Source organism: Litoribaculum gwangyangense, assembly GCF_039543505.1.
GTDB classification, from domain to species: Bacteria; Bacteroidota; Bacteroidia; order Flavobacteriales; family Flavobacteriaceae; genus Litoribaculum; species Litoribaculum gwangyangense.
Genome location: NZ_BAABJW010000003.1, coordinates 370,849 through 396,587, shown reverse-complemented (window position 1 = coordinate 396,587; position 25,739 = coordinate 370,849). Strand labels below are relative to the sequence as shown.

Below are 25,739 nucleotides of genomic sequence, written 5' to 3'. Positions count from 1 at the left end.
TATATTGTGATGAAAAGACTATCCCTTCTTTTAGCTTTGATGCTATGTATAGCTTGTTCCAATGATTCAGACTCCGATTCTTTACCAGAAACTGTAACATATACCCTGACAACTCAAGCCAGCCCTCAATCCGGTGGAACCGTTAGTCCAAGCTCTGGAACCTATGAGGAAGGCAGTTCGGTGATAATTACTGCCACTCCATCTGATAATTTCGTATTTATAAACTGGACGGGAGCTGCCTCCGGTTTCAATAACCCAGTTAATATTACTGTTAATTCAAATGTTACCGTTACAGCCGTTTTTGAAAGTGATGATGATAATGACGGTATCCCTAACAGTGCCGACCTGTGCCCTGATACTCCTGAGGGTGAAAATGTTGACAATGATGGATGTTCAAATAGGCAGTATGACGATGATAATGATGGCGTTCCCAATAGTGCTGACACTTGTCCTGATACACCAGAAGGTGAAAGTGTAAATTCAAATGGATGCTCATACAGTCAGGACCCAAGCTTATTGGCTTTGTTTTATCTAGATGGTAATGGGAATGATTCAAGTGGCTATTCCAATGACGGTTTACTAGTCGGCTCAGTTAACTCCAGTCAAAACAGAAATGGACAAGCTGATTCTGCTATGGAATTTGGAGAAAACGCATATTTAGAAGTGTCTAACACAAGTTTAATTAATCCAAGTTCAAATGTTTCAGTTTCTTTATGGGTGTATAAATATGATGGTCAAACCAATTGGGAAGCAATTTTAAACAAATGGCAATACACAAATACAGGCACGGCGCAAGGGACTGGATATTATTTAGGACTTAATCCTGATGGTAACAAATTGAGATGGAATATTTCTAATAACCATATGGAGATGGATACTAGCTTTCCTATCAACGAATGGGTTCACATTGTTGCTATGTACCATGACGGTGTTCAAAAATTATATATTAACAATAGTCTAATTGCGGAAAATAACATAGGTGGTTTTCAAATTGCCAATAATGTCAAATTTAGAGTTGGACAGCAAAGCCAAATTGTAGGTGTAGATAGTGATTTAAACGGGATGGTGGACGATGTATTTGTTTACGACAGGGGATTGACTGAAGCAGAAATAACGGACCTTTTTAACAACTGATAAAATTATAAAAGTTAACCACATTTATAAAATCAACTATGATTGCACTTAAATTCGGTATTTCAACCTTTTACGGTTGGAGGTTTTTTTTTAGTGTTTACAACGGTCTCTTCAAGGGTAGTTTCACTGGCTAGTATTTAACTTTTTTAATACACACAAAGTTAGCAATAGAATGCGCATTATTATTAGCTGGTTAGATGTTCACTTATTCATTTTTAGTTGAAGATGATAAATTCTTTTTCTTCATTCTATGACTCAAAATAAAAAGAATTCCTGCAAAAACAAATGGTAAAGTTACAATTAGAACTATCAGGAGGCTCATCCAAATAGATTGGTTCATGTTATAGTTATGAAGGAAAATTAATGGACTAAATCCAAGCCCTAGTAAAGTAAATATGATACCACCAATAAATTCCCATTTCCATGCAATGATGAGAAAGATGATTAAAACAAAAGATGGGATGAGATGCATGAGAAAATCACCAGTCTGTTGCAAAATTGTTTTTTCTGGATTAAATACATCGAATGCGAATATGCTGATAAACAAAATAGCAAGCATACAAATAATCCTAGGTAACCAGTGGATTACTTTAAGGTTTACTTTCATTTTATTAGTTTTAATGCCTTATTTCAGCTTTACCCTTCCACCTTATTTAGTTCCCTAATTTAGCAAATATAGGCCAAATAGAAAATTCGAAAGGATTTTTGTAAGCAAGTTAAAACTAGCAATTACTTTTATTAAGGGCAGGGTAGTTTTAATTTGCTATTTAATGGGAGTTACAACAAAATTATAAAATTTATGAGCACTATCAATATACTTTTGATTTTCTACATATTTAGCTTTGTTATATTGTTGAAACATTTCTGATGCTTTCTTAAATAATTTTTCAGCTTCTGGTGTCGTTAAAAAATTAACTATATATTTTCCTTTGTACTGAGTATATGTTGAATCTATTTCCAATGATAAAGGGTCAGGTGATTTGTCTGAAATTACAGGTCGTGGATAAGAGGAATAACCATTAGTACAACATGATCCTGATTCTAATTGGAGTCTTTCTAACGCTTTTCCATAAGCTGGATCTGTTTGGCCATAAACAGTTCTATAGACTTCAGTCAATTTCATCATGCCAGCACACATAGCACAGGGTTCTAATGTTGAGTATATAGAAAAGCCTTTTAAAGAAAAGGATTGCATACTGTCTAAATAAGACTGCATCAATCTTACCTCACCATGTTGTGTTCCGTTCATAGTGCTATTAACTGAATTTCTTGCCCAGTTTACAACATATTTATCATTATCTACTAACACAGAACCTATGTTATAGCCTCTACTTGATTTTTCCATAGCGTTGTTTTGCCAATCTTTATAAACTACAGCGTATGCCATTAAGGAATAAAAATAGTCAAGTTCTTGTTGTTCTAATGAAACCGAATCATTAGCAGTTGAGTTAAGAGTACATTCACATTTTTCAGCATTTAAATTAGAATTTTTCTGTTTTAAAGAACATGAAAAAAAGCCTATTGATAAAACAAAAAAGCCGATTAAGAAGTTAGTTTTTTTCATAAAAATTTAATTAATACAGAATTAATATTGGCAAATATGGTATTTATCCCATTATTATTTTAATTACTTATTGTAACCTAAAATAGTTTTATCATTTAATTGAAAATTTGTAAATACAGGTAGAATGATATTCATCATCTGGGTCTAGTAAAGTTGAAGGAAAACTTGTTTCATTTGGACCGTTAGGAAAATGTTGGGTTTCTAAGCAAAATGCGGTTCTATATCCATAGGTTAAGTTTTCTTTTCCCACATTTCTCTCATCTAAAAAGTTTCCTCCATAAAACTGTAGCCCTGGTTCATTTGTAATGACTTCCATAACTCTGCCTGAGTTAGGTTCAAAAACTTTCGCAGCCACTCTTAATCCAGATCCCTCCAAAACAAAGTTATGATCGTATCCAGAACCAAATTTTAATTGTTGGTTATCTGCATCTATATCTTTTCCCATTGGTTTAATGTTAGTAAAATCAAACGGCGTGCTTTTTACCTCTTCAATCTGCCCCGTTGGGATTAATTCTTCATCGATAGGTGTAAAATATGCTGCGTTAATTTGTAATAAATGACTATTAATACTGCCTTTTCCAGCTCCAAATAAATTAAAAAATGAGTGTTGTGAAAGATTGATATGGGTTGGCCTATCAGTAGTTGCAGTATAGTTTATCTCTAGCTCATTGTCATCGTTTAGTTTATAAATAACAGTAACATTTAAATTACCTGGGTACCCTTCTTCACCATCTGTAGAAAGATATTCTAATTTTAATTCTTTATCTGATAATTTATTGGCACTCCAAACTACATTATGAAACCCTTTTTGTCCGCCATGTAAATGATTATCACCATTGTTTATGGTCAAAGTGTAGATACTATCATAAAGGGTAAATCTGCCTTTGGCAATACGGTTGGCATAACGCCCTATTAGAGCACCAAAATAACGCCCTTTAGGCTGTAAATATTGTTCAATGGATTCGTAACCTAATACAATATCATCAAAATCACCATGTTTATCAGGCACCCACAAACTCACAATACGTCCTCCATAATTGGTTATTTGAGCAGTTAGCCCGTTTTTATTCTTTAAAGTAAATAAGTTAACCTGTTTATTATCAATTATTCTTTTAAAGTTTTCCTCCTCGATTAGTTTTAATTCTGATTCTTTTCCAATACAAGAAAAGCTTAATGCCATTATTATATAAAAATAAATCTTTCCCATATAATTATTTGATTATAAGTATTTTATTTAAGTTTAAGTGGTCTGTTTTAATAGCTAATTTAGTAAATACATACTGAATAGTACATCCGAAAGATTTTAAAAGGCAGTACAGGCAATAAATTAAAAATGTATTGGCCTTTTTTTAGTTTATTAATTTTAAATATTACACTTTTTAAAAATGGATTAGATTCATCCAAAATTGAAGCGTAATTATTTAATTGAAAAAGTTAAAAGTCTAATTTTACAGTATAAGGAATTTAGCAAAAACAGCTTGCTTTTACAATAGGATATTTCTTTTTTATGCAGGATTTTTATTATTTCTTGGTAATTACATTTTCAATAAAAGAGACCATATCCTAAGAATTATTTTTTCAATGATGTATCTCTTCCATTATTTATTTCTATAAATTAAGTTAGCTAATTATATTTCATAGAGTGCGTCTTACCCCTAAAATAAAACCATTTCACCCTCAATTAATTTTTAGCTTTTTTGACGTTTGCTTTGAAAAGTTTATCAAGTATTTTACAAATCTTCAATCCTTAATCTTAAATGTTAGAGATTGAAATTCTTTCTTAAAATAAGAAAGAATTATTGTTTACAGTTAGACTTAGTTTTATCTACATTTACACTGTTAATTTTTTATCCATTATGTCATTAAACTTTAAGTATTTTTATTTTTTTTTACTTATACTGATTTTAAAAACTACTTTTTCATCAGCACAAGAAAGTAATAAAATTTATAATGATTTAAAGTTTAGACATTACACGATAAATGATGGACTTTCACATACTTCTATAACCGATATAAACCAAGATAATAAAGGGTTTATTTGGATAGCCACCAAATATGGTCTTAATAGATTCGATGGAATAGAATTTAAAAATTATTTCTCAGATAGAACAAATTCAGAAAGCATCTCAAGTGATTATATTAATGTTCTTTTTGTCGATAACAGAAACAAATTATGGATAGGAACCTCAAGAGGTCTTAGTTTGTATAATGAAAATGATAAATTCGAAAATATTTATTTTGAAAGCATAAACTCCATTAATTCCATTTGCCAGGATAATAAAAATAATTTGTGGATAGGGACAGATAATGGCTTGGTTTATTTTGAGCCTGAAAACGGTTCTTATAAGTTTATTGCTTTAAATCTTCATGACCAAAAAGATATATTTTCCAAGAAGATTGATAAGGTTTTTATGGATTCCAAAGGAAATTTGTGGGTGCTTTTTCTTCAAGGGCTTGCTTGTTTGGAGGCTGGGAGTCATAAATTCAAACAATACTCATTTAACCAAGAAGCGATAGATGATCCTAAAAACTCTGGAAAAGGTGATATAAAAGAAGATGGCAATGGAACTATATGGGTTGGATCTTTTTCAGGTTTGTGGCGATATAATGAGTTAAAAAAAAGTGTTGAACCTTTTATAGTAAGAAATAATGATGGTGATAAAGTCCCTGTAAATGAGGTAAGGACAATAATGACTGATAGTTCTAATACTATATGGGTAGGTACTTATAGTGGGATTTATAAAATTAGCACAAAGGATAATTCGTGTTCTAATTATATACATAATAATAGAAATCCTTATAGCCTAAGTCAGAATTCCGTTTATAAAATTTTTAAAGATTATTCTGAAAATATCTGGGTTGGAACATGGCAGGGAGCTGTGAATTATTTGGATAAAAATTTCGATTCTTTTCAACATTATGGCATGTTCTCTGGTTTGAGTTATCATGTGGTTAGTTCATTCGCTGAGGATAAAAATCATAATTTTTGGATAGGAACTGAGCGAGGAGGATTAAATTATTTTGATGCTGAGTCTAAAACCTTTACTGCTTTTAAAAATAATCCGAATAATCCCTATAGTTTAAGTAATGATAATATTCAGGATATTGTTTTAGATAAACAAGGTAATTTATATATCGCTACTCATGGTAGCGGGTTAGATGTTTATGATACAAAATCTAATAACAAATTCAAGCATTTTAAAAATGATCCTTATGATGAAGGTAGTATCAGTTCTGATTGGGTAACCTGTCTCATGCTAGATAGTCAAAATAGACTATGGGTTGGAACAATTAAAAAAGGGTTGAATTTATTTGACCAAAAAACCAAAAAATTCATTCGTTTTAATCCTGATGATTTCTCACAGACTATCTATGAAATTATTGAGGACAATCAACAACGCATTTGGGTAGGAACGGCCGATGGAGTTGGCTTAGTCGACTTGAAATCAAAAACTATAAATAGTGAATCCTTTGCCATTTTAAACAATAAAATAAGTTCTCTTGTAACTTGTATCTTTCAAGATAAAGAAAATAACTTTTGGGTTGCTACAGAAGGTGAAGGTATATTCTTTATAAAAAATGATTTTTCCGAGACCCAGCAATATACAACACAAGATGGACTAGCAAGTAATTCTGTTGTTGGAATCCTTCCAGATGAGAAAAATAATCTTTGGCTTAGTACGTTTAAGGGTCTTTCAAAGTTTAATCTTGAAACACGTACATTCAGGAATTTTGACGTTTCAGATGGATTGCAAAGTAATGAGTTTAATTACGATGCTTACTATGCTGCTCAAAATGGTGAATTACTGTTTGGTGGAATGAATGGATTCAATATTTTTAATCCGAAAGACATTAAGAAAAACCTTTACATCCCACCAGTAGTTATTACTGATTTTAAGGTTAAAGGACATTCTGTAGTAATGTCAAAAGACACTAAAAACAATACATTCCATGCAGTAGTAAATTATAATGATATTCCTTTTACCCTTGATTTTGCTGCACTAAATTATATACAGCCAAAAAAGAATATTTTTAAATATAAATTAGAAGGAAAAGATGATCAATGGCATGAGTTGGATAACGAGCGAAGTTTAACATTTGCAGATGCCAATCCAGGTGAATATATATTTAAGCTTAAAGCAGCAAATAATAGTGGTATTTGGAATGAAAATGAGGCATCCGTTAAAATAACCATTTTACCTCCATGGTGGAAAACAAATTTCGCGTATTTTATTTACTTGATATTAACCTCTATCATCATTTGGGTTTTATATAAGTTTTATAAGTTTCGAAGAAATGAAAGGGAAGTCTTGAAATCTGAAAAGATTGAAAAGGAAAAGATTCAGGAAATCAGCCAACTTAAATTGCAATTTTTCACAAATGTTTCGCATGAACTAAGAACCCCTTTAACCCTAATATTGGGTTCTTTAGAAGAAATGACCAAGGATATATCTAGAATCCCAAATGATTTTTTAAATCACTTTGAGGTATTAAATAGAAATTCTAAAAATTTGTTACGTCAAGTAAACAGACTCTTGGATTTTAGGAAAAACGAGGTTGAAAAGCTCAAGTTAAATGCGGGAAAGGGTAATATAATCCATTTTTTAAAGGAAAGTAGCTTGTCTTTTCAAGAACTGGCCACACATAGAAATATTGAATACCGGTTTAAGAATGATCGAGAGTCCGTTGAGTTATTTTATGACCGAGATAAAATGGAAATCATAATTTTCAATTTACTTTCGAATGCCTTTAAATTCACCCCAGATGGAGGAAAGATAACCATTAAAACCAATTTAATAGAAAATGAAGACGGAAATCCAGTTTATTTTGAATTTTTAGTAGAGGATACAGGTATAGGCATACCTAAAGAAAAAGCATCATTAATTTTTAACAAATTCTATCAAATAGAGCCTGATATAAAACATAATGAGATACAGGGAAGTGGAATTGGACTAGCTTTGGTTAAAGAATTGGTAGACCTTCACCATGGTAGCATTAAAATTAATTTGGAGAAAAACCAAGGTGCCGAGTTTATTGTATCCATCCCTGTTGGGAAAGATCATCTAACTGAAGATGAAATAATTAAAGATTTGAAAAAAGGTGATGATATTGCTTCATATATTTCTAATGAAAGGTTAAAGGATGAACCAATACGCCATTCAAATAATTCTGAAAAAAATGTAACTATATTAGTTGTTGAGGATAATTTTGAAATTAGGCAATTTATTGTAAAATGTTTTAATGAGGATTATAACATATTGGAAGCTTCTGACGGTGGTGAGGGACTTGAAATTGCAACTCATAAAACTCCAGATCTAATTATAAGTGATATCATGATGCCCGAAATTGATGGTATCACCTTATGTGGTAAATTGAAAAAAGATTTTAGAACAAGCCATATCCCGATTATTTTATTAACCGCGCGTACATCATTAATTTTTAAGGATAGCGGTTTTGAGACAGGAGCAGACGCATACATCACTAAACCATTTACTGTTAGCCATTTGAAGTTGAGGGTTAAAAATTTATTGGAATCTCGTAAAAAACAGCAAGAGTATTTTATAAGAAACCATAAAGTAGTGCCTGAGGCTATTAGTTTTACCTCTAAAGATGACGAGTTTTTAAGTAAAGCAATTGATGTGGTTGAAAAGAATATGGATAATTCAGAATTTGATTCACTTCTTTTTGGTGAGATTATGGGTGTTAGTCGATCGGTGTTATACAAGAAGTTAAAAGGATTAACCGGTCAGTCACCGACTGAATTCGTGAGAATGATACGTGTTAAAAAAGCAGCTCAATTATTTTTACAAGACAAATTTACAATATCAGAAGTTATATATAGTGTAGGGTTTAACGATTTGAAATATTTTCGAACCTGCTTTAGACAACAATATAAAATGTCTCCTAGCGAATTTATTCAATCACAAAAATAAAAATGAGTATATAGTAGCTTGGGTTAAATCAACCCATTATGATGTTTATATTTCATAAATTATCGCTTATAAAATTGCTGCGAACAATAAACGCTTTATACCCTAATATAGAACTATTAGACCCTAAATATTGATTAATTCGTATATAGATTTGAAATATTAAAATTCTATTCTAAAACTTATAAAGAGTAAATTATTATATGTGTAAAGTAAAATTTTTAACGCTATTTTCTGTTATTCTTTTAGGCAGCTGTTCTTTAAATAATAAGGTTGATTCTAAATTCGTTGAAAAACAAATGGAACTTTCCGAAAGGCAATTTTTAATCTTACTTAAAGATGCCGAAAGGTTAAATAAAATACCACGAACAATATCGATAAACGATGAAACCCATTGGGCTAACAAAGATTTTGATTGGACTGAAGGATTTTTCCCAGGTTCTTGTTGGTATTTTTATGAATTTACTGATAATGAGTTTTGGAAAGAGGCCGCTGAAAAATTTCAGTCAACATTTGAGTCTCATAAATTCTATACCAACAATCATGATTTAGGATTTATATTTAATTCTTCTTATGGCAATGGTTATAGGCTAACAGGCAATAAAAGTTTTAAAAAAGTTTTGGTTACCGCCGGGAATTCTTTGATAACACGATTTAATCCCAATGTTGGATGTATCCAGAGTTGGGAAACAGATACTGGTTGGCAAGCTGAGAGGGGATGGAAATATCCTGTTATTATTGATAATATGATGAATCTCGAACTCCTCTTCGAATTAAGTAAAATAACAGGTGACGATAAATATAAAAATGTAGCAACTGCTCATGCCAATACGACATTAGAGAATCATTTTAGAACAGATAACAGCTCATTTCATTTGGTTGATTATGACCCTGAAAACGGAAATATTAGAAGTAAGGAGACAGCACAGGGATATTCCAATGAGAGTTCTTGGGCAAGAGGTCAAGCCTGGGGACTTTATGGTTATACCGTTTGTTATCGCTACACAAAAGATGTGCGTTATTTAAAACAAGCCGAAAAAATTGCGAGATATATAATTGATAATCCTAACATCCCAATTGATGGTATTCCGTATTGGGATTACGATGCTCCAAATAAGCCTGATGAGTATAGAGATGTTTCTGCGGCAGCCGTATCCCTTTCTGCCTTGATAGAACTTCAAAACTATTCAAAGCAGGATTTTACCTCATTTATTAAGAAAGTATTAAAGTCTCTGACTAGTGAACAATATTTCGCGAAATTTGGTGATAATAACGGTTTTATTTTAAAGCATAGTGTTGGTAGTATACCACATAATGCTGAAATTGATGTGCCATTGAATTATGCCGATTATTACTTCTTGGAGGCCCTTATTAAATATAAAAGGTATATAGAAGCTAAAAGCTAATACCCAATTATTCAATTTATACTCAATACAACCAACAAAGTTTAACATTCCATTTACTTTATTTTAGTAGTAATTATAAAACTTAGTTCAAGTGCTGTTTATGGCATTTTTTATAGGTAACATGTAAGTTCCACAGTAATCACTTAAAGTCTTCCTTAGTCCAAAATAGCTCAAATGATTTAAATCTGCACAACTAATAATTTTTGTAACAATTCATAACACCCTTGTAACATTTTAACATGAATTTTAAAAAATGTTACAAATTGGAAGAATCATGTTACAATCGTTTTACATTCGGTATTCACAATATTTTAACTTTACTACAGAGGTTGAATCTTTCACTTCAATTCTACAGTAAAATTTCAAATATGAAGAAGACATTATTTGTAACCATATTATTTATTGCTATCGCTAGCATTTTTCTTTTGGGAAATATATCAAAACCAAATAAAGAAAAACAAAATACGTCCTCGAAGTACTTAGATCTTAGCAATTCTGGAATCACTGATGCTAAAGATGTAACTCCCATAATTGTTCAAGCTTTAGAAAAATGTAAAAAAGAAGGTTATAGCGGTATTAGGTTTCCAAAAGGAACATATCACTTTTATCCAACCTACGCTCCAGACTTTTACGCCGCCATAACAAATAATGATAATGGTTTGAAAAGAACTCCTTTTCCAATTTTCAATTTTGATAATTTTCATATTGATGGTGGTGGTTCTGACTTTATATTTCATGGAAAAATGTTGCCATTCATTATTGAGGAGAGTAATAATATTAAGGTTTCAGATTTAAGTATCGACTGGGAAGTTCCATTTTTTGCTCAAGGTACAGTGGTTAGAAATGATTCCAATGCGAATACTTTTGATCTTCGTATGGAAACACCATATATAGTTGATGATAATCGTATTTATTTAACCATAGAAAGAGAAGATTCACCATATGAACAAAATTTTGGCTTTAGGTATGCAAAACAGGAGAAGTATCATCAACGACTTGGTCAGAATATTATTTGGGATAGATCAACAAAAGCTCCAATTTATAAACATGGTTTGTACAGTGGATTTGATAACAGTTTTTTCTTTGAGGCAAAAAAATTAAAGGATAGTACAGTACGCCTAAGTTCTAAATATAAGTTGGTGCCTCCTGTAGGGTCAGTTTTTATTTCAAAAGGAGAGTATCTTAACAACAGGGAAAATCCTGGGTTTCGAGTATTCAAATCAAAAGACTTACTATTTAAGAATATTAATGTATATCATGCCGGGGCTATGGGCTTAATAGCAGAAAGGTCAATTGATATTACTCTTGATAGTTTCAATGTGGTATTAAGAAAAGGCAGTAACCGTTTGGTAACAACAAATGCAGATGCAACGCATTTTTGCAACTGTAAAGGCCTTATAACAATTAAGAATTGCACTTTCGAAAATATGTTGGACGATGCTACCAATGTGCATGGAACATACGCTAGAGTAAAGAAAGTCATATCTGATAATCAGATTGCTTATGAAACATATCATCCCCATCAAAAAGATTATTTCTTTGCTTCAAAAGGAGATAGTGTTCGAATAGTAGATCAGAATACGATTCTTCCTAAATCCGATATTTTGATTATAGAAGACGTTAAACGCGTTAATGAAAAAGTATCTATTCTGAGCTTTAATAAATCTGTGAAAGGAATTGCCAAAGAGTATGATGGTATTGATAACATTTCCTGGCATGCTTCCGCAAAAATTGAAAACAATACAGTAAAAAATAACAGGGCAAGAGGATTTCTTATATCAACTTCACGAAAAGTTGAAGTTCGTAATAATTACATTTCTTCCCAAATGGCCGCTATGCGGATGTCGGGAGATCTCAAATTGTGGAATGAATCTGGACCATGTGATAGCCTTATTATAGAAAAAAACCAATTTGTAAATAATTTACATGGAGGAAATAAGCAAGCCATATTGCTGATAGATCCTGAACAAGAATTAAGTGGGTATAAAGGTGAGGTTTGTTATCATAAGGATATTATAATTAGAAACAATGAATTTTATACTTTCGATTCCCCTGTGTTAAGGGCTGAATCAGTAGATGGATTAATCTTTCAGGCCAATAGAATTATACAGACGGATGCGTATCAACCCATCTTTCCAGATGAGCCAAACCTCACAATCAACCATTGTAAAAACGTAACCATCAAGGACAATACCTATAAATTATTAACTGGTGCGTATGTGGATCTTTCGCTAAATACAGATATAGAATGACATAAATAACTAAACAACTAAATTAATTTAAACCGAAATTATGAGAACTAAACTATTATTATTTTTTTTACTTTTTACCCTGACGGCAACACATAGTGTTTTGGCGCAGGTTGAAGTTAGCGGAGTGGTAAGGGATATCGAAACAGGTGAACCACTGCTAGGCGCAACAGTGCTCGTTAAAGGTACCAGTAATGGAACTATTACGGATATGGATGGCTTTTTTCAACTATCTGTTGAAAACCAAAATGTTATGCTTTTGATTTCTTACACTGGTTATCGAGCCCTAGAAGTTAAAGCGGGATCCAACCTCCAGATCAATTTACAAGTGGATATCGCGAAGTTGGACGAAGTTGTAATAATTGGTTATGGAACACAAAAGAGAAGTGACTTAACCGGTTCATTGGTTGGTGTAAAATCAAAAACTCTTTTGGAATCTCAGACTACCGATGTGTTTTCAGCTATGCAAGGCAGAATGGCTGGTGTTCAGATTTCGTCAGATTCAGGTGAACCAGGTGGAGGAACCAATTTAGTTGTTAGAGGCCAGACTTCTATAAACGGAACATCATCTCCACTTTTTGTGATAGATGGCGTTCAAATTGATGTGAATTACAGTGAGGTGGCCACTACAGGTTCGTCGCAATCTAGAATCAATCCTTTGTCAGGGATTAATCCAGCTGATATCGAGTCTATTGAAGTATTAAAAGATGCCTCGGCTACGGCTATTTATGGATCTAGAGGAGCAAACGGTGTTATTATTGTAACAACAAAGTCAGGATCAGATGGCCGTATGAGTGCAGATTACACTTATAATTTAGGTGTTTCTAATGCTATAAAGAAAATGCCAGTATTATCAGCAAGTGACTATTTGATATACCAGCGAGAGAGGGGGAATAATCAATTCTTGAATCAGGATACAAATAACGATGGGATATTTGATACTCCCAGAAATTTTGATGAATTAAGATCGTATGATTGGCAAGAAGAGGGTTTAAGAACGGCCATAACACAGCAACATCAATTGTCAATTAGAGGAGGCACTAAAACAACGAATTATTCTGCAGGACTAGGTTACCTTAACCAAGAAGGACTTATTGTTAATAATGATTATGACCAATATAATTTAAGATTGAGGATTAACAGTGATTTAAATGAAAGGTTAACTATTGGCTTTAACTCAAATGGCTCCTATTCTGTTCTAAATGGTATAGCTAATAGCGGTGGTCCCAACAGTTTTACCGGTATTACTCAGGCACTTTTAATAGCTAACCCTTGGGATATTACGACGGACGATGTCGATTTAACAGATGATGCATTTATTAGTCCATTGACATTGATTCAAGAAGCTGATAAGTCAACTAGTATACTAAGATTGATAGCCAGCATGAATTTGGACTACAAGATTTCTGAAAATTTTAAGTACACAGCCATCACTGGAGGTAACATAAGCCATTCAAAAGTAAAGGAGTTTTACAGCTCGGAAACTTCATGGGGTAGACTTCAAAATGGTCGAGCAAGAGTGAAGGAAGTTAATACCTATTCGTACAACCACTCTTCTCAGTTACATTACAACAAGTCTTTTGGCTCAAATCACAAAATTGATGCTATGGGTGCATTCGAAATCTATCATTATAATTTCGAAGACTTCGAAAATGAAGTTACAGGTTTCGAAAATCAAACTACGGGTGTAAATAATATAACCGTAGGTACCTCTGTTAGCTTGTATTCTACACAAAGATGGAGTACAAACAGGCTATCTTATCTAGGAAGGGTTAATTATACGCTCTTTGACAGATACCTTTTAACTGCAAGTATTAGGGCTGATGGGTCCGACAAATTTGGTAAGGGAAATAGATGGGGATATTTTCCCTCTGCGGCTTTAGGTTGGAAAGTGTCTGATGAAGCCTTTATGCAAGATTTTGAATCTGTTTCTAATTTAAAACTAAGATTGAGTTACGGTGCTACTGGTAACGAGCGAATTCCTCCGTATACCTATCTGGCACAGTTGGATCCTACTTTCTATGCCAGCAATGATAATATTCTTTTTGGTCTTGCTCCGTCTTCACTTCCAAACCCAGACTTGAAGTGGGAGGTAACAAACCAGTTTAATGCGGGTATAGACCTAGGGCTTTTTGGAGGTAGTTTAACCTTTAGCGCAGATATTTATAAAAAAATAACCACTGACTTGTTGTTAAATGCTCCAATTCCGTCACAAAGTGGTTTTAACTCTCAATGGCAAAATATAGGTAGAATTGACAATAATGGGGTAGAGTTACAAATTTCATCATTTAATTATAATAAAAACGATTTCACATGGAGAACAGATTTTAATATCTCTTTCAACAAAAATGAAGTAAAAGATCTTGGTGGAGCGGAATTTATACCTGTCTCAACAGGAGGTGGCTGGCAAGACAATGTAGGACGTGTTATCGTGGGGCAGCCCATAGGAACCATGTATGGCTATGTGTTTGATGGTATCTATCAAATAGAAGATTTTACTTGGCAGAATAATAGCGATCCAACTATTCCACATGTAGATAGAAGTTATGTAATAAAGGATGAACTCCCTGTTTATTCTGGAACCGCACTTCCTGGTAGAATGAAATATGAAGACACTAATGGTGACGGGTTTATTAATGATGATGATAGGCAAGTTATTGGTGATAGCAACCCAAAACATTTCGGTGGAATAAACAATACCTTCACCTACAAAAATTGGGATTTATCAGTATTTTTCCAATGGTCTTACGGTAATGATCTTTATAATGCCTCCAAAGTTAGACTTAATGGAGTTGCCGAATGGATGAACATTTCTCAGGATTATTTTGAGAATCATTGGACATCGGAGAATCCCAATAATGAAAATCCTGCTTACGGTGCACTTGATCAGCAAATTGCTTCTTCCTATTACGTTGAAGATGGGTCTTATCTTAGACTAAAGACTGTTTCTTTAGGTTATAAACTTCCAAAAAATATTACTGATAAAATGGGTATAAATTCCCTACAGTTTAATCTTATTGGAAATAATTTGGCCACATGGACCAAATATACCGGATGGGATCCTGAAGTTAATTTCAATAACCCATTGCTTTCAGGGTTTGATCGAATAGCCTATCCCAGAGCCAGAAATTTTACTTTTAGTCTTAAAGCAACATTTTAATAATAAACACTATGAAAAATTACATTAAAATTCTAACGATTTTTGGATTGTTTCTAGTCAACACCTCGTGTGAAGATACATTAGAGCCAACGCCATACTCTTTTACAGCCCCTGAGAATTTCTATAAATCTGCACAAGATGCAGAGATAGCCTTGGTGGGTGTTTATAATACTCTTACTGCAGGCTCGATTCAAGGAGCAGGTAATGCATCCTCATTTAGAAGAGACCTTTTTGAGATGTTGGTTGGTGGAACCGGTGAAGGCGTAGTGCCATCAAATTTTGCCAACAGAAGAGCGGCAAACTTTGGAACAGCTGCTTTCACGAGTCAGGATCCTGAGATTAATAATGCTTGGTTTTTTCTTTACGCTGGTGTTGGCCGAGCCAACAGCCTTCTTGAAAACTTACCAAATATACCCGATAGAGATTTTTCGGGTACTCGAAAAGTAGAAATTGAGGCTGAAGCTAAACTTTTAAGAGGTTTCTACCATATGATGCTCACAATGATGCATGGCGCTATACCAGTATACACGAGAACGGATGATAACCCTCTTATGGAAAGAAAACCTGTACAAGAGGTTTATAATCAGATTATCGCAGATTATGAATTCGCATATCAAAATCTTCGGAACAGAGGACCTTTGGCAGCTAGTGTTAATAAATGGACTGCAGCTGGACTTTTGGTAAAGGTTCATACCTATCTGGCTAGTATGAAAACCAATGGACTAAGTGATTTTGGTTATACGCCCAATAGCTTTGCTTGGGTTGATGCTACTGCTAGCTATACAAAAGCAGTTACCATATCTACAGATATTGTATCAAGCAGCGGGTATACCCTGACAGCTAATTACGATCGTCTTTTCAGGGAATCAACTAAAGCTGCACAAGCCGAGGAGGTAATGATGTCTGCAGAAGGATCATCGGATGCAACACAAAATGTGATAACTATCGTAGTAAATAACTTTATTCCACAAGGTAATTCACCTAGACTAGGTGGTGGCTCTGGTTGGACTCGCCCGACAGGAGAACTCTATGATCTTTATAATGTAGATGATTTTCGCTTCAGTCATAATGTTTCCGGAAATATAGGAGGGAATGCAAATATACTTGATGTACTGGAAATTGACGGGGTAAGGTATTACCAGCCTAGACCTCTTCCTGGAAAAAATTCTGGTTTTATGAGTGTAGGTAAGTATCGTGTAAAAGATCCTTCGCAGAAATCATATGCACCATGGGCATCAGGGATTTCGTTTCCGTTATTAAGGTATGGAGATATTCTCCTATTGCGTGCTGAGGCACTTTACTTTACCGGAGATGAGCCAGGGGCTAGAGCCATTTTAACTGAACTTCGTGAACGAGCCGTAATGGCCCCGGCGCAAGTTAATGATCTTAACACTGCTTATTTTAATTCAGATTTTGTTAAAGAATTGCAAGAAGAACGTTCTAGAGAGCTTTGTTTTGAGATCTGGCGAAGGATAGACCTGGCACGATTCAATATATTTGATGAAACGATAAATTCTCTAAATCCAAACAATGGAGCTTGGAATGAAGGTGTTACTTTGTTGCAACAAAACTGGAAACCAGAGAAGGTTTGGTTTCCAATACCATTGCAGCAAATAGATTTGAACCCCAATCTTAGCCCCAATCCATAATAATAAGGTAGTATTGAGTTAGTAGCAATAAAAGCTATGCATAGGTTTTTTAACTTGGCATAGCTTTTTAGTAATTTTAAGAAATCGAGATGAAAAATAATAAAGTAGTCCTTATCGTATTTTTTTATATTGTTTTTGTTCCCAATCTTATGGGACAGTCAAAACCCAATATTGTATTACTCTTTGTAGATGATTGGGGCTGGTCAGATATCGGTTTCAGAAATGATAAATTTTTTACACCTAACATTAACCAACTAAAGAAAGACGGAATGGAGTTTACCAGGGCTTATATTCCAACACCTACTTGTAGTCCAAGCAGAGCTAGTTTACTAACAGGTAAAGAAGCCATTCGTTTAGAAATGCCACGTCATATTGAACAGGTAAACCCAGACGGAAGTAATGATGAAAAGTACGGTTACTGGAAAAATGATCCGGCTAACATGCCTTCTATAAATTGGCTTCCTCTTGAAGAAGTGACCTATGCTGAGGTATTGAAAAAGCAGGGGTACTTCAATATGTTTATTGGAAAATGGCATTTGGGACATGAACCCTATTACCCAATACATCAAGGATTTGATGAAATGTTTGGGACAGGTAATTGGGGGCATCCAAAAAGTTACTATCCAGACTTTTTTAAAGACAATTTATTGGAAGATTATTCCGAGAAATATTTGACCGATATATTGACAGACAAAGCTGTTAATTTTATCTCTGATTACAATAGAGAGGGTCCTTTTATGATGTCGCTATGGTACTATAATGTGCATTCACCGCATGTAGGTAGAAAAGATTTGGTTGAGAAGTACCTTGAAAAAGGCTACGATAAAAAGGAAGCGATTTATGCTGCGATGGTAACCAGCATGGATGAATCTGTTGGAAGGGTAAGAGCGGCATTAAAGGATAAAGGAATAAATGATAATACCATCGTATTGCTTATCTCTGATCAGGGAGGCTTCTTTAGCAATGCACCCTTGTCGGGAGGTAAAATTGGCGGAAATACACTGGGCGAAGGCGGTTCCAGAGTCCCATTTTTAGTTTACTACCCAGGAGTAACAAGAGCGGGTTCTGTGTCCAGTACTCCCATTCAAACAATAGATGTTTTTCCTACACTTGCCGAAATAGCCTCCAATAAAGCATTTAAATCCAAAGAGATTCAAGGGGTAAGTTTGCTCCCCGAATTAAAAGGAACAAAGCTAAAACCAAGAAACTTATTTTTCTATAGAAGTTATGAGGATCAGTATGCAGCAATAATTTCTGGTGAATGGAAGCTTATTAAATATAGAAGTGGTAAATATGAATTATTCAATGTTGTTCAAGATGTATCTGAAAAGAATAATCTAACGGGTAAAGATCTTTCCATTGAAAAAAAATTAAAAAGAAAGATTAAAAAATGGGAAAAGCGAGCGGTTCCGGTTTATGAATGATAAGAGGTTCTAATCTGTAAAATTCTAAAAATTAAAAATGAAAGGTTTTATTGTTTTCTATACTTTAGTTTCCACTTTGTTGTATTTCGAAACTGCCTCTGGGCAAGAATCCAACGTAAAAGAATCGCTTATTGGAAAACAAGTTTTCGAAGGTAGTTATCCCAAAATCCTTTCGTTTCGTAGTGATAGATGGCTTTTAAATTCAACCTATGATAATTGGGAAAAAAGACATATCCATTATGATGGAGTCACAAAAAAGTATCTAAATGAGGAAGTAAACATGCCTTTACTTGCTGCTCAATGGGCCAATACCTTTGTAAAAAAAAATCCTGAAAAGTTGTCGCTTGTCCACTTGAACGGTGAAGGCAGATCAGTTAATGATGAGGCAACTTTCAAATTGTATTTCCCTGGCCATTGGGTGTATGAGAAAGGTAGTTTTCCAGTTCATGACATCAGTAAAAACCAGAGTAAAATTATTTTGGAAGATGTTTCCCCTTTTTCTCTTAAGGCCTATACCGTGCATGGTAAGGATATAGGGGTTGCTTTTAAACCTCATGATATCTTATTAGTTAAAATAGATGAAAATGGTAATCGCATCTGGAATCAATCTGAATTTGCCACCATAATAAATATTGACTACGAAACAAATGAAATTGAAATTAAAAGAGGACAATACGGAAGTAAACCTCTAGATTTTCGTCAGTATGATACTTATGTCGCTCCAATAGCGGGTGATATTTGGGGTGGAAATTTGATGTATTACTATAATTTATCTTCTGCCTGTCCTTTAGATCAAAATGGTCAGTCTGCTGCAGATGTATTTGTTGGTGAAATGAAAGACTGGTTTGGAAAAGCGGGTATACTCGAAAACTTGGATGGCATTGGATTTGATGTCAATTATTTTGAAGTAAAGCATACAACATGGGATTGTAATAACGATGGGCAAATTGATAATGGATTTGTAGAAGGCAAGAATATCTGGAGAGAAGGCGATATTAACTTTTTACAAAAAATACGCGAAACTTTTGGTTCAGAATTTATCATTACTGCTGATGGATGGAAAGATGATATGCAAAGAGCTGTAGGTATTTTAAATGGTATGGAAACTGAAGGCCTTTGTAGATGGAATGATGGTTTCAGGCAAATATCTAGAACTATCAATCAGCACACATACTGGAATCTGCATAATACGGTCAAATATAAATTTGGCTATATTACCTCAAAGCTCAGAAATCCAGCGGATGAAATGATCGGCAACCAATTGAGGAGAATGGGATTAGGTTTGTCATGTTGCCTTGGAGTGGCCTATGCTCCCTCTCCAGACTTGGATATACCTGAAATGTTTGGGGGAAGACTAAACCAACCAAATTGGTTGGGACAACCTCTTGGGCCTATGCAATATGTATTGGGTGATCAGGAAGATTTGCTTATGGGCAAAGGATTAAGGATGACTGCCAACAGGATCCAACAGTTAGGTATAAGCCATCAATCACACAACCTTGAGAATGGGCAGTTGACCATTAAAGGGTCTGGAACGAACCCGCGTGAAAACATGTTCGTCCAAGGCCCAGAGTTGAAGGTGGAGTCTGGTGATTTACTTATTTTTTTTGAGGTTAAAGATATTGATGGTTTTGTGGATCTGAAGAATGATAATAAGATACCAAGAAAGATCAACGTAAAGCTTAAGGGGCTTCCTGAGTATCCAGAAGAACCAATGAGAGGTCATCTTTTATACAATGATTTGGCGGGATTTATGGGAAAAAATGGATACACACCACTGATGTTTTATTTCAGAAATGTTGGTGTAGACAATCTTCAAATAATTTTCGAGGTAGAGGAGCAGGGAGCATTTGCTATCAAAAATTTGCAGGCATTTAATTCACCCTGCCTTATTTCAAGAGAGTTTGAAAAAGGGTTGGTGATTGTGAATCCTTCATTAGAATCGATTAATTTTAATCTAAATCAAGTCATTTTTAAGAAGATGAAATACCAAAGACTTGATACTCCAGTAAATAATAGGTTAAACCTAAAAATTATCGACAATAATTCAGTTAACGTACCCGCTTTAGATGCATTGTTTCTATTGAAAGACTAAATATATGGAATCGTTTAGCGAATTCTAATTAAAAATATAATTTTTGAATGTAAAATATCAACCTGCATGAAAAAGTACCTTGCCAATTTGTACATAATAACTGTTATGATGTGCCTCCAAACAGGGATATCTAAAAAATTAGTGGCCCAAACTTGGAAAGAAAAACCCAATGTGATAGTCATTATCACAGATGATCAGGGCTATGCAGATGTGGGATTTCAAAACTTACCTGCTTCTTCACAAGTTTTAACACCTAATCTTGACAAACTGGCTAGGTCTGGTATGGTTTTTAAAAATGGGTATGTAGCCATCTCAACCTGCAGTCCATCACGAGCTTCACTCCTTACTGGAAGAAGTTCCAGTAGATTTGGAGTAGAAGAAAACGACAGATACATTGATTCCACAGAAATCATTATTCCAAGGGCTATATCATCACAAGGCTATATTTCGGGAGCTTTTGGTAAGTGGCATATTGGGAGGGAATCTAGTACTAAACCTTTAAGTAGAGGGTTTGATTATTATTATGGAGATATATTAAAAAATAAAGATTATTTTATGAAAGTGGTACCTGATCCACCTTGCTGGGTTAATGGAACTAAATCTCCGGGGGAAAATGGGAGGTATATAACAGATGCATATACTGATGAAGCCATAACTTTTATTGAAAAAAATAAGGACAGACCTTTTTTTGCTTATATCGCTTATAATGCACCCCACTCACCTTTTTTAACAACTCGTCAATTGGTTGAAAGAGTTGTTGAAGCTCGACCTGAATGGATGACAGTATATGAAAGAATGAAAAAAGAGACTAAAAAATGGAAAGGTGATCAATATTATTTTGGTAAATTTTTGATTGAAGATCTTGATGAAGAAATTTTAAGGCTTTGTTATATTTCCATGTTGCTAGCTGCAGATGATGGTATAGGAAAAATTGTAGAAACACTTGAGAAGAATGATTTAAGAGAAAACACATTAATTTTTTATTTGAGTGATAATGGTGCAGCACTTGCTCGACCCAAAGATTTGGGAGGGGTCAATCTTCCTTTGCGAGATGGAAAAGGAAGTGTTTATGATGGTGGTGTGCGTGTGCCATTTGTAATGAGTTGGCCTGGTAAGATTAAATCTGGTACTAACAATGATATGATTGTATCCTCTATGGATATTTTCAGCACAACCGTAGAATTGGCAGGTGGTAAAATTCCAAGTGATAGGGTTATAGATGGCATTAATCTGATGCCTTATCTAACTGGCAAAAAGAAAGGACAACCCCATCCAACCCTTTTTTTCAGAAGAGCCGAAAGGAATTTCTGGTCGATTAGACAGGGAGATTACAAATGGGTTTATTATGCAGGTAGGAATATTAAATTAGTTAACAAAGAGCCAGAAGGCGGGGGACTTTATGATATTCAAAATGACATAAGCGAGTCTGTCGATTTATCTAAGGAGTTGAGTTCGAAGAAAGATGAACTATCAAAACTCTACAGAGAATTAACCAAAAATTTACCCAGTCCTTTACCTAAATATGAGGCTAAAGATGGTGAAGATTGATTGCCACCAAGAATTATTCTTTAAGGAAAAACCTGATATAAACCCATTCATATAAACAGATATTAATATTATAAAATGAAAAGAATTATTTCAATTGAAAGCAAAAGAACATTCTATACAATCCTTTTTATACTGTGCACAACGGTATCATTTTCACAATTACAACTTCCATCTTTTTTTGGGGACAACATGGTATTGCAACAAAAGTCAATGACTTCAGTTTGGGGGAAGGATGCGCCCAATAATAAGGTTATTATTTCAGGTAGTTGGAACAAAAGTGTAGTAACCAATACAGATCGAGAAGGTAAATGGCATGTAAAATTAGCAACACCTGAAGCAGGTGGGCCATATACACTCACTATAGAAGGAAGTGAAAAAATCGTTTTAAAAAATGTATTAATTGGTGAAGTTTGGATTTGTTCTGGACAATCAAATATGGAGATGCCATTAAAAGGATTTAAAAACCAACCAGTTCATGGAAGTGAAGAAGTAATCGCAAATGCTAGTAAGAATAAGATAAGGTTATTTAATGTGGATAGAAAGGCAAGTCTTGTTCCTTTGAATGATGTGTCTGGTAAATGGACTGTTGCACAACCACAAACAGCAAAAGATTTTAGTGCAGTGGCTCATTTTTTCGGAAAAACACTCCATGATTCATTGAATAATGTACCTATTGGATTGATTAGTGTAGCATGGGGGGCATCCAAAGTTGAAGCATGGATGGATGAGAAAACGATAACAAAATTTAAGAATATTGAAATTGAGAAAGAAATTCCAAAAGAAAAACCCCAACGAGCACCAGTTTTTGTATACAATGGAATGATACATCCACTCAAGGGATTCACAATCAAAGGGTTTATTTGGTATCAGGGTGAAGGAAACAGGGAAAACGCAAAAGAATATGCCGATTTGTTTCCCGCTATGATAAGGCAATGGCGAAACCAATGGGGACATGGCGATTTACCTTTTTACTTTGTGCAGATAGCACCATTTGGAAAAGAATCGAGAATACCTGTCGGAGCATTAGTAAGAGAATCACAGTTAAAAACCTTGCAAAATGTCAGAAACACTGGAATGGCAGTTACTATGGATATTGGCGACTGCGAATTTATTCATCCTCCAAACAAACGGCAGGTAGGAGAACGCCTCGCATATTGGGCACTCTCCAAAACCTATGATATGAAAGATATTATTTTTTCAGGACCATTGTATAAAAAAATGATTAAAACTGAAAATGGTAAAATCGTACTTTATTTCGATTATGTTGACGATGGCTTATCTAATTTTGGTCATCCTTTAACTGGTTTTGAAGTAGCGGGAAGGGATAGGGTTTTTTATCCGGCAATTGCTGAAATAAATGAAGATAATACTGTGACTGTTTTCTCAGAGCTCGTTAAGCAACCAGAAGCCGTTCGCTATGGATTTAAAAATTGCCCTACCGGAACGTTATTTAACTCTCAAGGACTTCCCGCTTCTCCGTTCAGAACAGACAACTGGGAGTGATAAACTTTTTTCAAGTCTATAAAGAAAGCATTAAAAAAAGTTAAGGCCTATTGTTTGCAAGATTTATGGATGATAAAAAATCGTTGATGTTACAAAATCGGCAGGAATGGATACATAAGTCCTATTCAAGTGAAGTACTAAACTCGTAAATTTACTAATGGGTAAATACCTTCTTGATAAAATTATTAAGATAATACCGTAATTATTAAGAAAAAAATTGACAATTAAATAATGTTTTAATTAAAAAAAATAATCAGATTAAGATGAAAAAGACAACAATGATTTTGGCTATAATAATGGTGGTGACAACCTTTTGTATGGCTCAAACGTCTGATCCAATAGTTATAAAACCAGTTGATGGAGATATGACGCCTATAGTAAATAAAATACTTGAAGAAGCTGATACAAAGGATATTCACCTGGTATTCGAGAAAGGAATTTACAGATTCATGCCTGATTATGCGCTTGGAAAATTCCTGGAAATTACAAATCATGGAAATGGGTATAAACGAATTATTTTTAACTTCAATAAATATCGATCAGTAACTATAGCCGGAAATGGTGCGGAATTTATTTTTCATGGTCAAGCAATGCCTTTCCTTTTCGAAAATTGTGAAAGTGTTAAAATAAGTAATCTTTTGATTGATTGGGATATTCCCTTTACTTTTCTTGGTGAAGTTGTTGCAGTTAACCAAGAAGAGGGGTGGCGGGATATCAAACCTTTAAAAGATGGATTTTCTTGGGAGATTAGGCATGGTCAACTAGAATTTCCAAATATTGACGGTTTTAGTTATAGCTATCCGGGAAGTACATTGGCATTTGATGCTACAGAAAAGAGACCCGTTCATGGGGCTTGGGATATAGACAGCAAACCGCGTTGGGTGGAAAAATTACCGAATGGCAATTTAAGATTTCATGAACCACTTAAACATTATCCTCCAATTGGTTCTTTACTCAGCTCAAAAGGGGATCGAGAGCATGACCGTTATGCTCCTGCATTTGATTTTAAAACATCTTCAAACATAATTCTTGATGGAATTGTTGTTCATCATGCCTTAGGTATGGGTTTTCTTTTTGAGCGCTCACAAGATATTAAATTGATAAATTCTGGTATTTATCTTCGCGAAGGCTCAAACCGAGTTATATCGACCACTGCGGACGCTACCCATTTTTGTAATTGTAAAGGATCTATCCTAATTGAAAACTGTAGGTTTGAGAACATGCTGGACGATGGAACTAATGTTCATGGGACCTATGTAGAAGTGGATGAGGTAATAGATAATAATACTCTACGAACGAAGTTAAAGCATTTTGAACAGCGTGGATTTGAATTTGCAGCTCCAGGTGATGAGGTATGGTTTATCCGACAACCATCTCCACAGCGAAATGAAATAGCTGTTATCAGTAAAATAAAATTCATTAACGATGAGGTTATTGATATTAGTTTTGATTCTCAACTCCCAGCAGGGCTAAAGTCTGGTGATATTTTAGAAAACAAGACATGGAATCCTGAATTTACTATGCGAGGTTGCACCATCAGGAATCATCGGGCTAGAAATGTGGTGCTTAAAACACCTTTGAAAACGGTAATTGAAAATAATTACTTTTCGTCCATGATGTCATCAATTTTTTTTAGAGGAGAGACTTTCTTCTGGTTTGAGTCGGGCGCAGTAAATGATGTCTTGATTCAAAACAATACCTTCGAATACTGTGCATATAGTGGGTCAGAGCATTCAGTTCTCAATATCACACCTCGGTTAGGCAAAACGTTTGATAAATCGATCATTTACGACCGTAATATAAGTTTCTTAAACAATACCATCCGCACATTTGATAATAGGATAGTGAATGCAGACAGAGTAGATGGCTTATTAATAAAAGATAATAAGATTATTAAAACCTACAGTATGCCAGAGCTTTATCCCAATTCACCTCTTGTTGAATTGACTAATTGTAAAAACACTTTGATTCAGGGTAATAGTTATGTGGGTGATTGTGAAAAAGCTATCAAAGCCGATGAACAAAGCAAATTAACTTTATCCGTTAGACGCAACAAAGATTTTAATTAAAGATTAGG

14 protein-coding genes are annotated in these 25,739 nt (G+C 34.2%); 11 read left to right on the top strand and 3 right to left on the bottom strand.

The features are described 5' to 3' along the window. Nucleotides 1-9: 9 nt before the first annotated feature. Nucleotides 10-1,134, top strand: a complete 1,125-nt coding sequence (locus ABD963_RS11185; RefSeq protein ID WP_345277053.1) for a LamG-like jellyroll fold domain-containing protein — start codon at nucleotides 10-12, stop codon at nucleotides 1,132-1,134. Between the two features lie 205 nt (nucleotides 1,135-1,339). Here ABD963_RS11185 and ABD963_RS11180 read toward each other — a convergent pair whose 3' ends face one another. The 3 genes from ABD963_RS11180 to ABD963_RS11170 form a co-directional block, all read right to left on the bottom strand. Further along, a complete protein-coding gene (locus tag ABD963_RS11180) occupies nucleotides 1,340-1,741 on the bottom strand; it encodes a DUF7670 domain-containing protein (RefSeq protein WP_345277052.1) in 402 nt (133 codons plus the stop codon). A 156-nt stretch (nucleotides 1,742-1,897) separates the two neighbouring features. Further along, entirely contained in the window at nucleotides 1,898-2,521 is a 624-nt protein-coding gene (locus ABD963_RS11175) for a nucleoside deaminase (RefSeq protein ID WP_345277051.1), read from the bottom strand. A 268-nt stretch (nucleotides 2,522-2,789) separates the two neighbouring features. Continuing rightward, the gene (locus ABD963_RS11170; protein WP_345277050.1) at nucleotides 2,790-3,878 is read right to left on the bottom strand and encodes an aldose epimerase family protein; all 1,089 of its coding nucleotides are present in this window, start codon (nucleotides 3,876-3,878) and stop codon (nucleotides 2,790-2,792) included. Between the two features lie 676 nt (nucleotides 3,879-4,554). Here ABD963_RS11170 and ABD963_RS11165 point away from each other — a divergent pair. The 10 genes from ABD963_RS11165 (at nucleotide 4,555) to ABD963_RS11120 (ending at nucleotide 25,731) form a co-directional block, all read left to right on the top strand. Further along, nucleotides 4,555-8,631 carry a hybrid sensor histidine kinase/response regulator transcription factor gene (locus ABD963_RS11165; RefSeq protein ID WP_345277049.1) on the top strand — a complete coding sequence of 1,359 codons (4,077 nt, stop codon included), beginning with the start codon at nucleotides 4,555-4,557 and terminating at the stop codon, nucleotides 8,629-8,631. A 200-nt stretch (nucleotides 8,632-8,831) separates the two neighbouring features. Then, nucleotides 8,832-10,034 (top strand): glycoside hydrolase family 88 protein, encoded by a 1,203-nt coding sequence (locus ABD963_RS11160; RefSeq protein ID WP_345277048.1) that lies wholly within the window; start codon nucleotides 8,832-8,834, stop codon nucleotides 10,032-10,034. A 368-nt stretch (nucleotides 10,035-10,402) separates the two neighbouring features. Continuing rightward, entirely contained in the window at nucleotides 10,403-12,286 is a 1,884-nt protein-coding gene (locus tag ABD963_RS11155) for a right-handed parallel beta-helix repeat-containing protein (protein WP_345277047.1), read from the top strand. A gap of 40 nt (nucleotides 12,287-12,326) precedes the next feature. Continuing rightward, nucleotides 12,327-15,443 (top strand): SusC/RagA family TonB-linked outer membrane protein, encoded by a 3,117-nt coding sequence (locus tag ABD963_RS11150; RefSeq protein WP_345277046.1) that lies wholly within the window; start codon nucleotides 12,327-12,329, stop codon nucleotides 15,441-15,443. Nucleotides 15,444-15,454: 11 nt separating this feature from the next. Beyond that, nucleotides 15,455-17,092, top strand: coding sequence for a RagB/SusD family nutrient uptake outer membrane protein (locus ABD963_RS11145; RefSeq protein ID WP_345277045.1), 1,638 nt, complete (start codon nucleotides 15,455-15,457; stop codon nucleotides 17,090-17,092). A gap of 89 nt (nucleotides 17,093-17,181) precedes the next feature. Then, nucleotides 17,182-18,516, top strand: a complete 1,335-nt coding sequence (locus ABD963_RS11140; RefSeq protein WP_345277044.1) for a sulfatase — start codon at nucleotides 17,182-17,184, stop codon at nucleotides 18,514-18,516. A gap of 37 nt (nucleotides 18,517-18,553) precedes the next feature. Further along, nucleotides 18,554-20,611 carry a hypothetical protein gene (locus ABD963_RS11135; protein ID WP_345277043.1) on the top strand — a complete coding sequence of 686 codons (2,058 nt, stop codon included), beginning with the start codon at nucleotides 18,554-18,556 and terminating at the stop codon, nucleotides 20,609-20,611. Nucleotides 20,612-20,677: 66 nt separating this feature from the next. Further along, nucleotides 20,678-22,159 (top strand): sulfatase-like hydrolase/transferase, encoded by a 1,482-nt coding sequence (locus ABD963_RS11130; protein ID WP_345277042.1) that lies wholly within the window; start codon nucleotides 20,678-20,680, stop codon nucleotides 22,157-22,159. 75 nt (nucleotides 22,160-22,234) lie between these two features. Then, nucleotides 22,235-23,662, top strand: a complete 1,428-nt coding sequence (locus ABD963_RS11125) for a sialate O-acetylesterase (protein WP_345277041.1) — start codon at nucleotides 22,235-22,237, stop codon at nucleotides 23,660-23,662. 263 nt (nucleotides 23,663-23,925) lie between these two features. Next, entirely contained in the window at nucleotides 23,926-25,731 is a 1,806-nt protein-coding gene (locus tag ABD963_RS11120) for an alpha-1,3-galactosidase-related protein (RefSeq protein WP_345277040.1), read from the top strand. The last annotated feature ends 8 nt before the right edge of the window (nucleotides 25,732-25,739 follow it).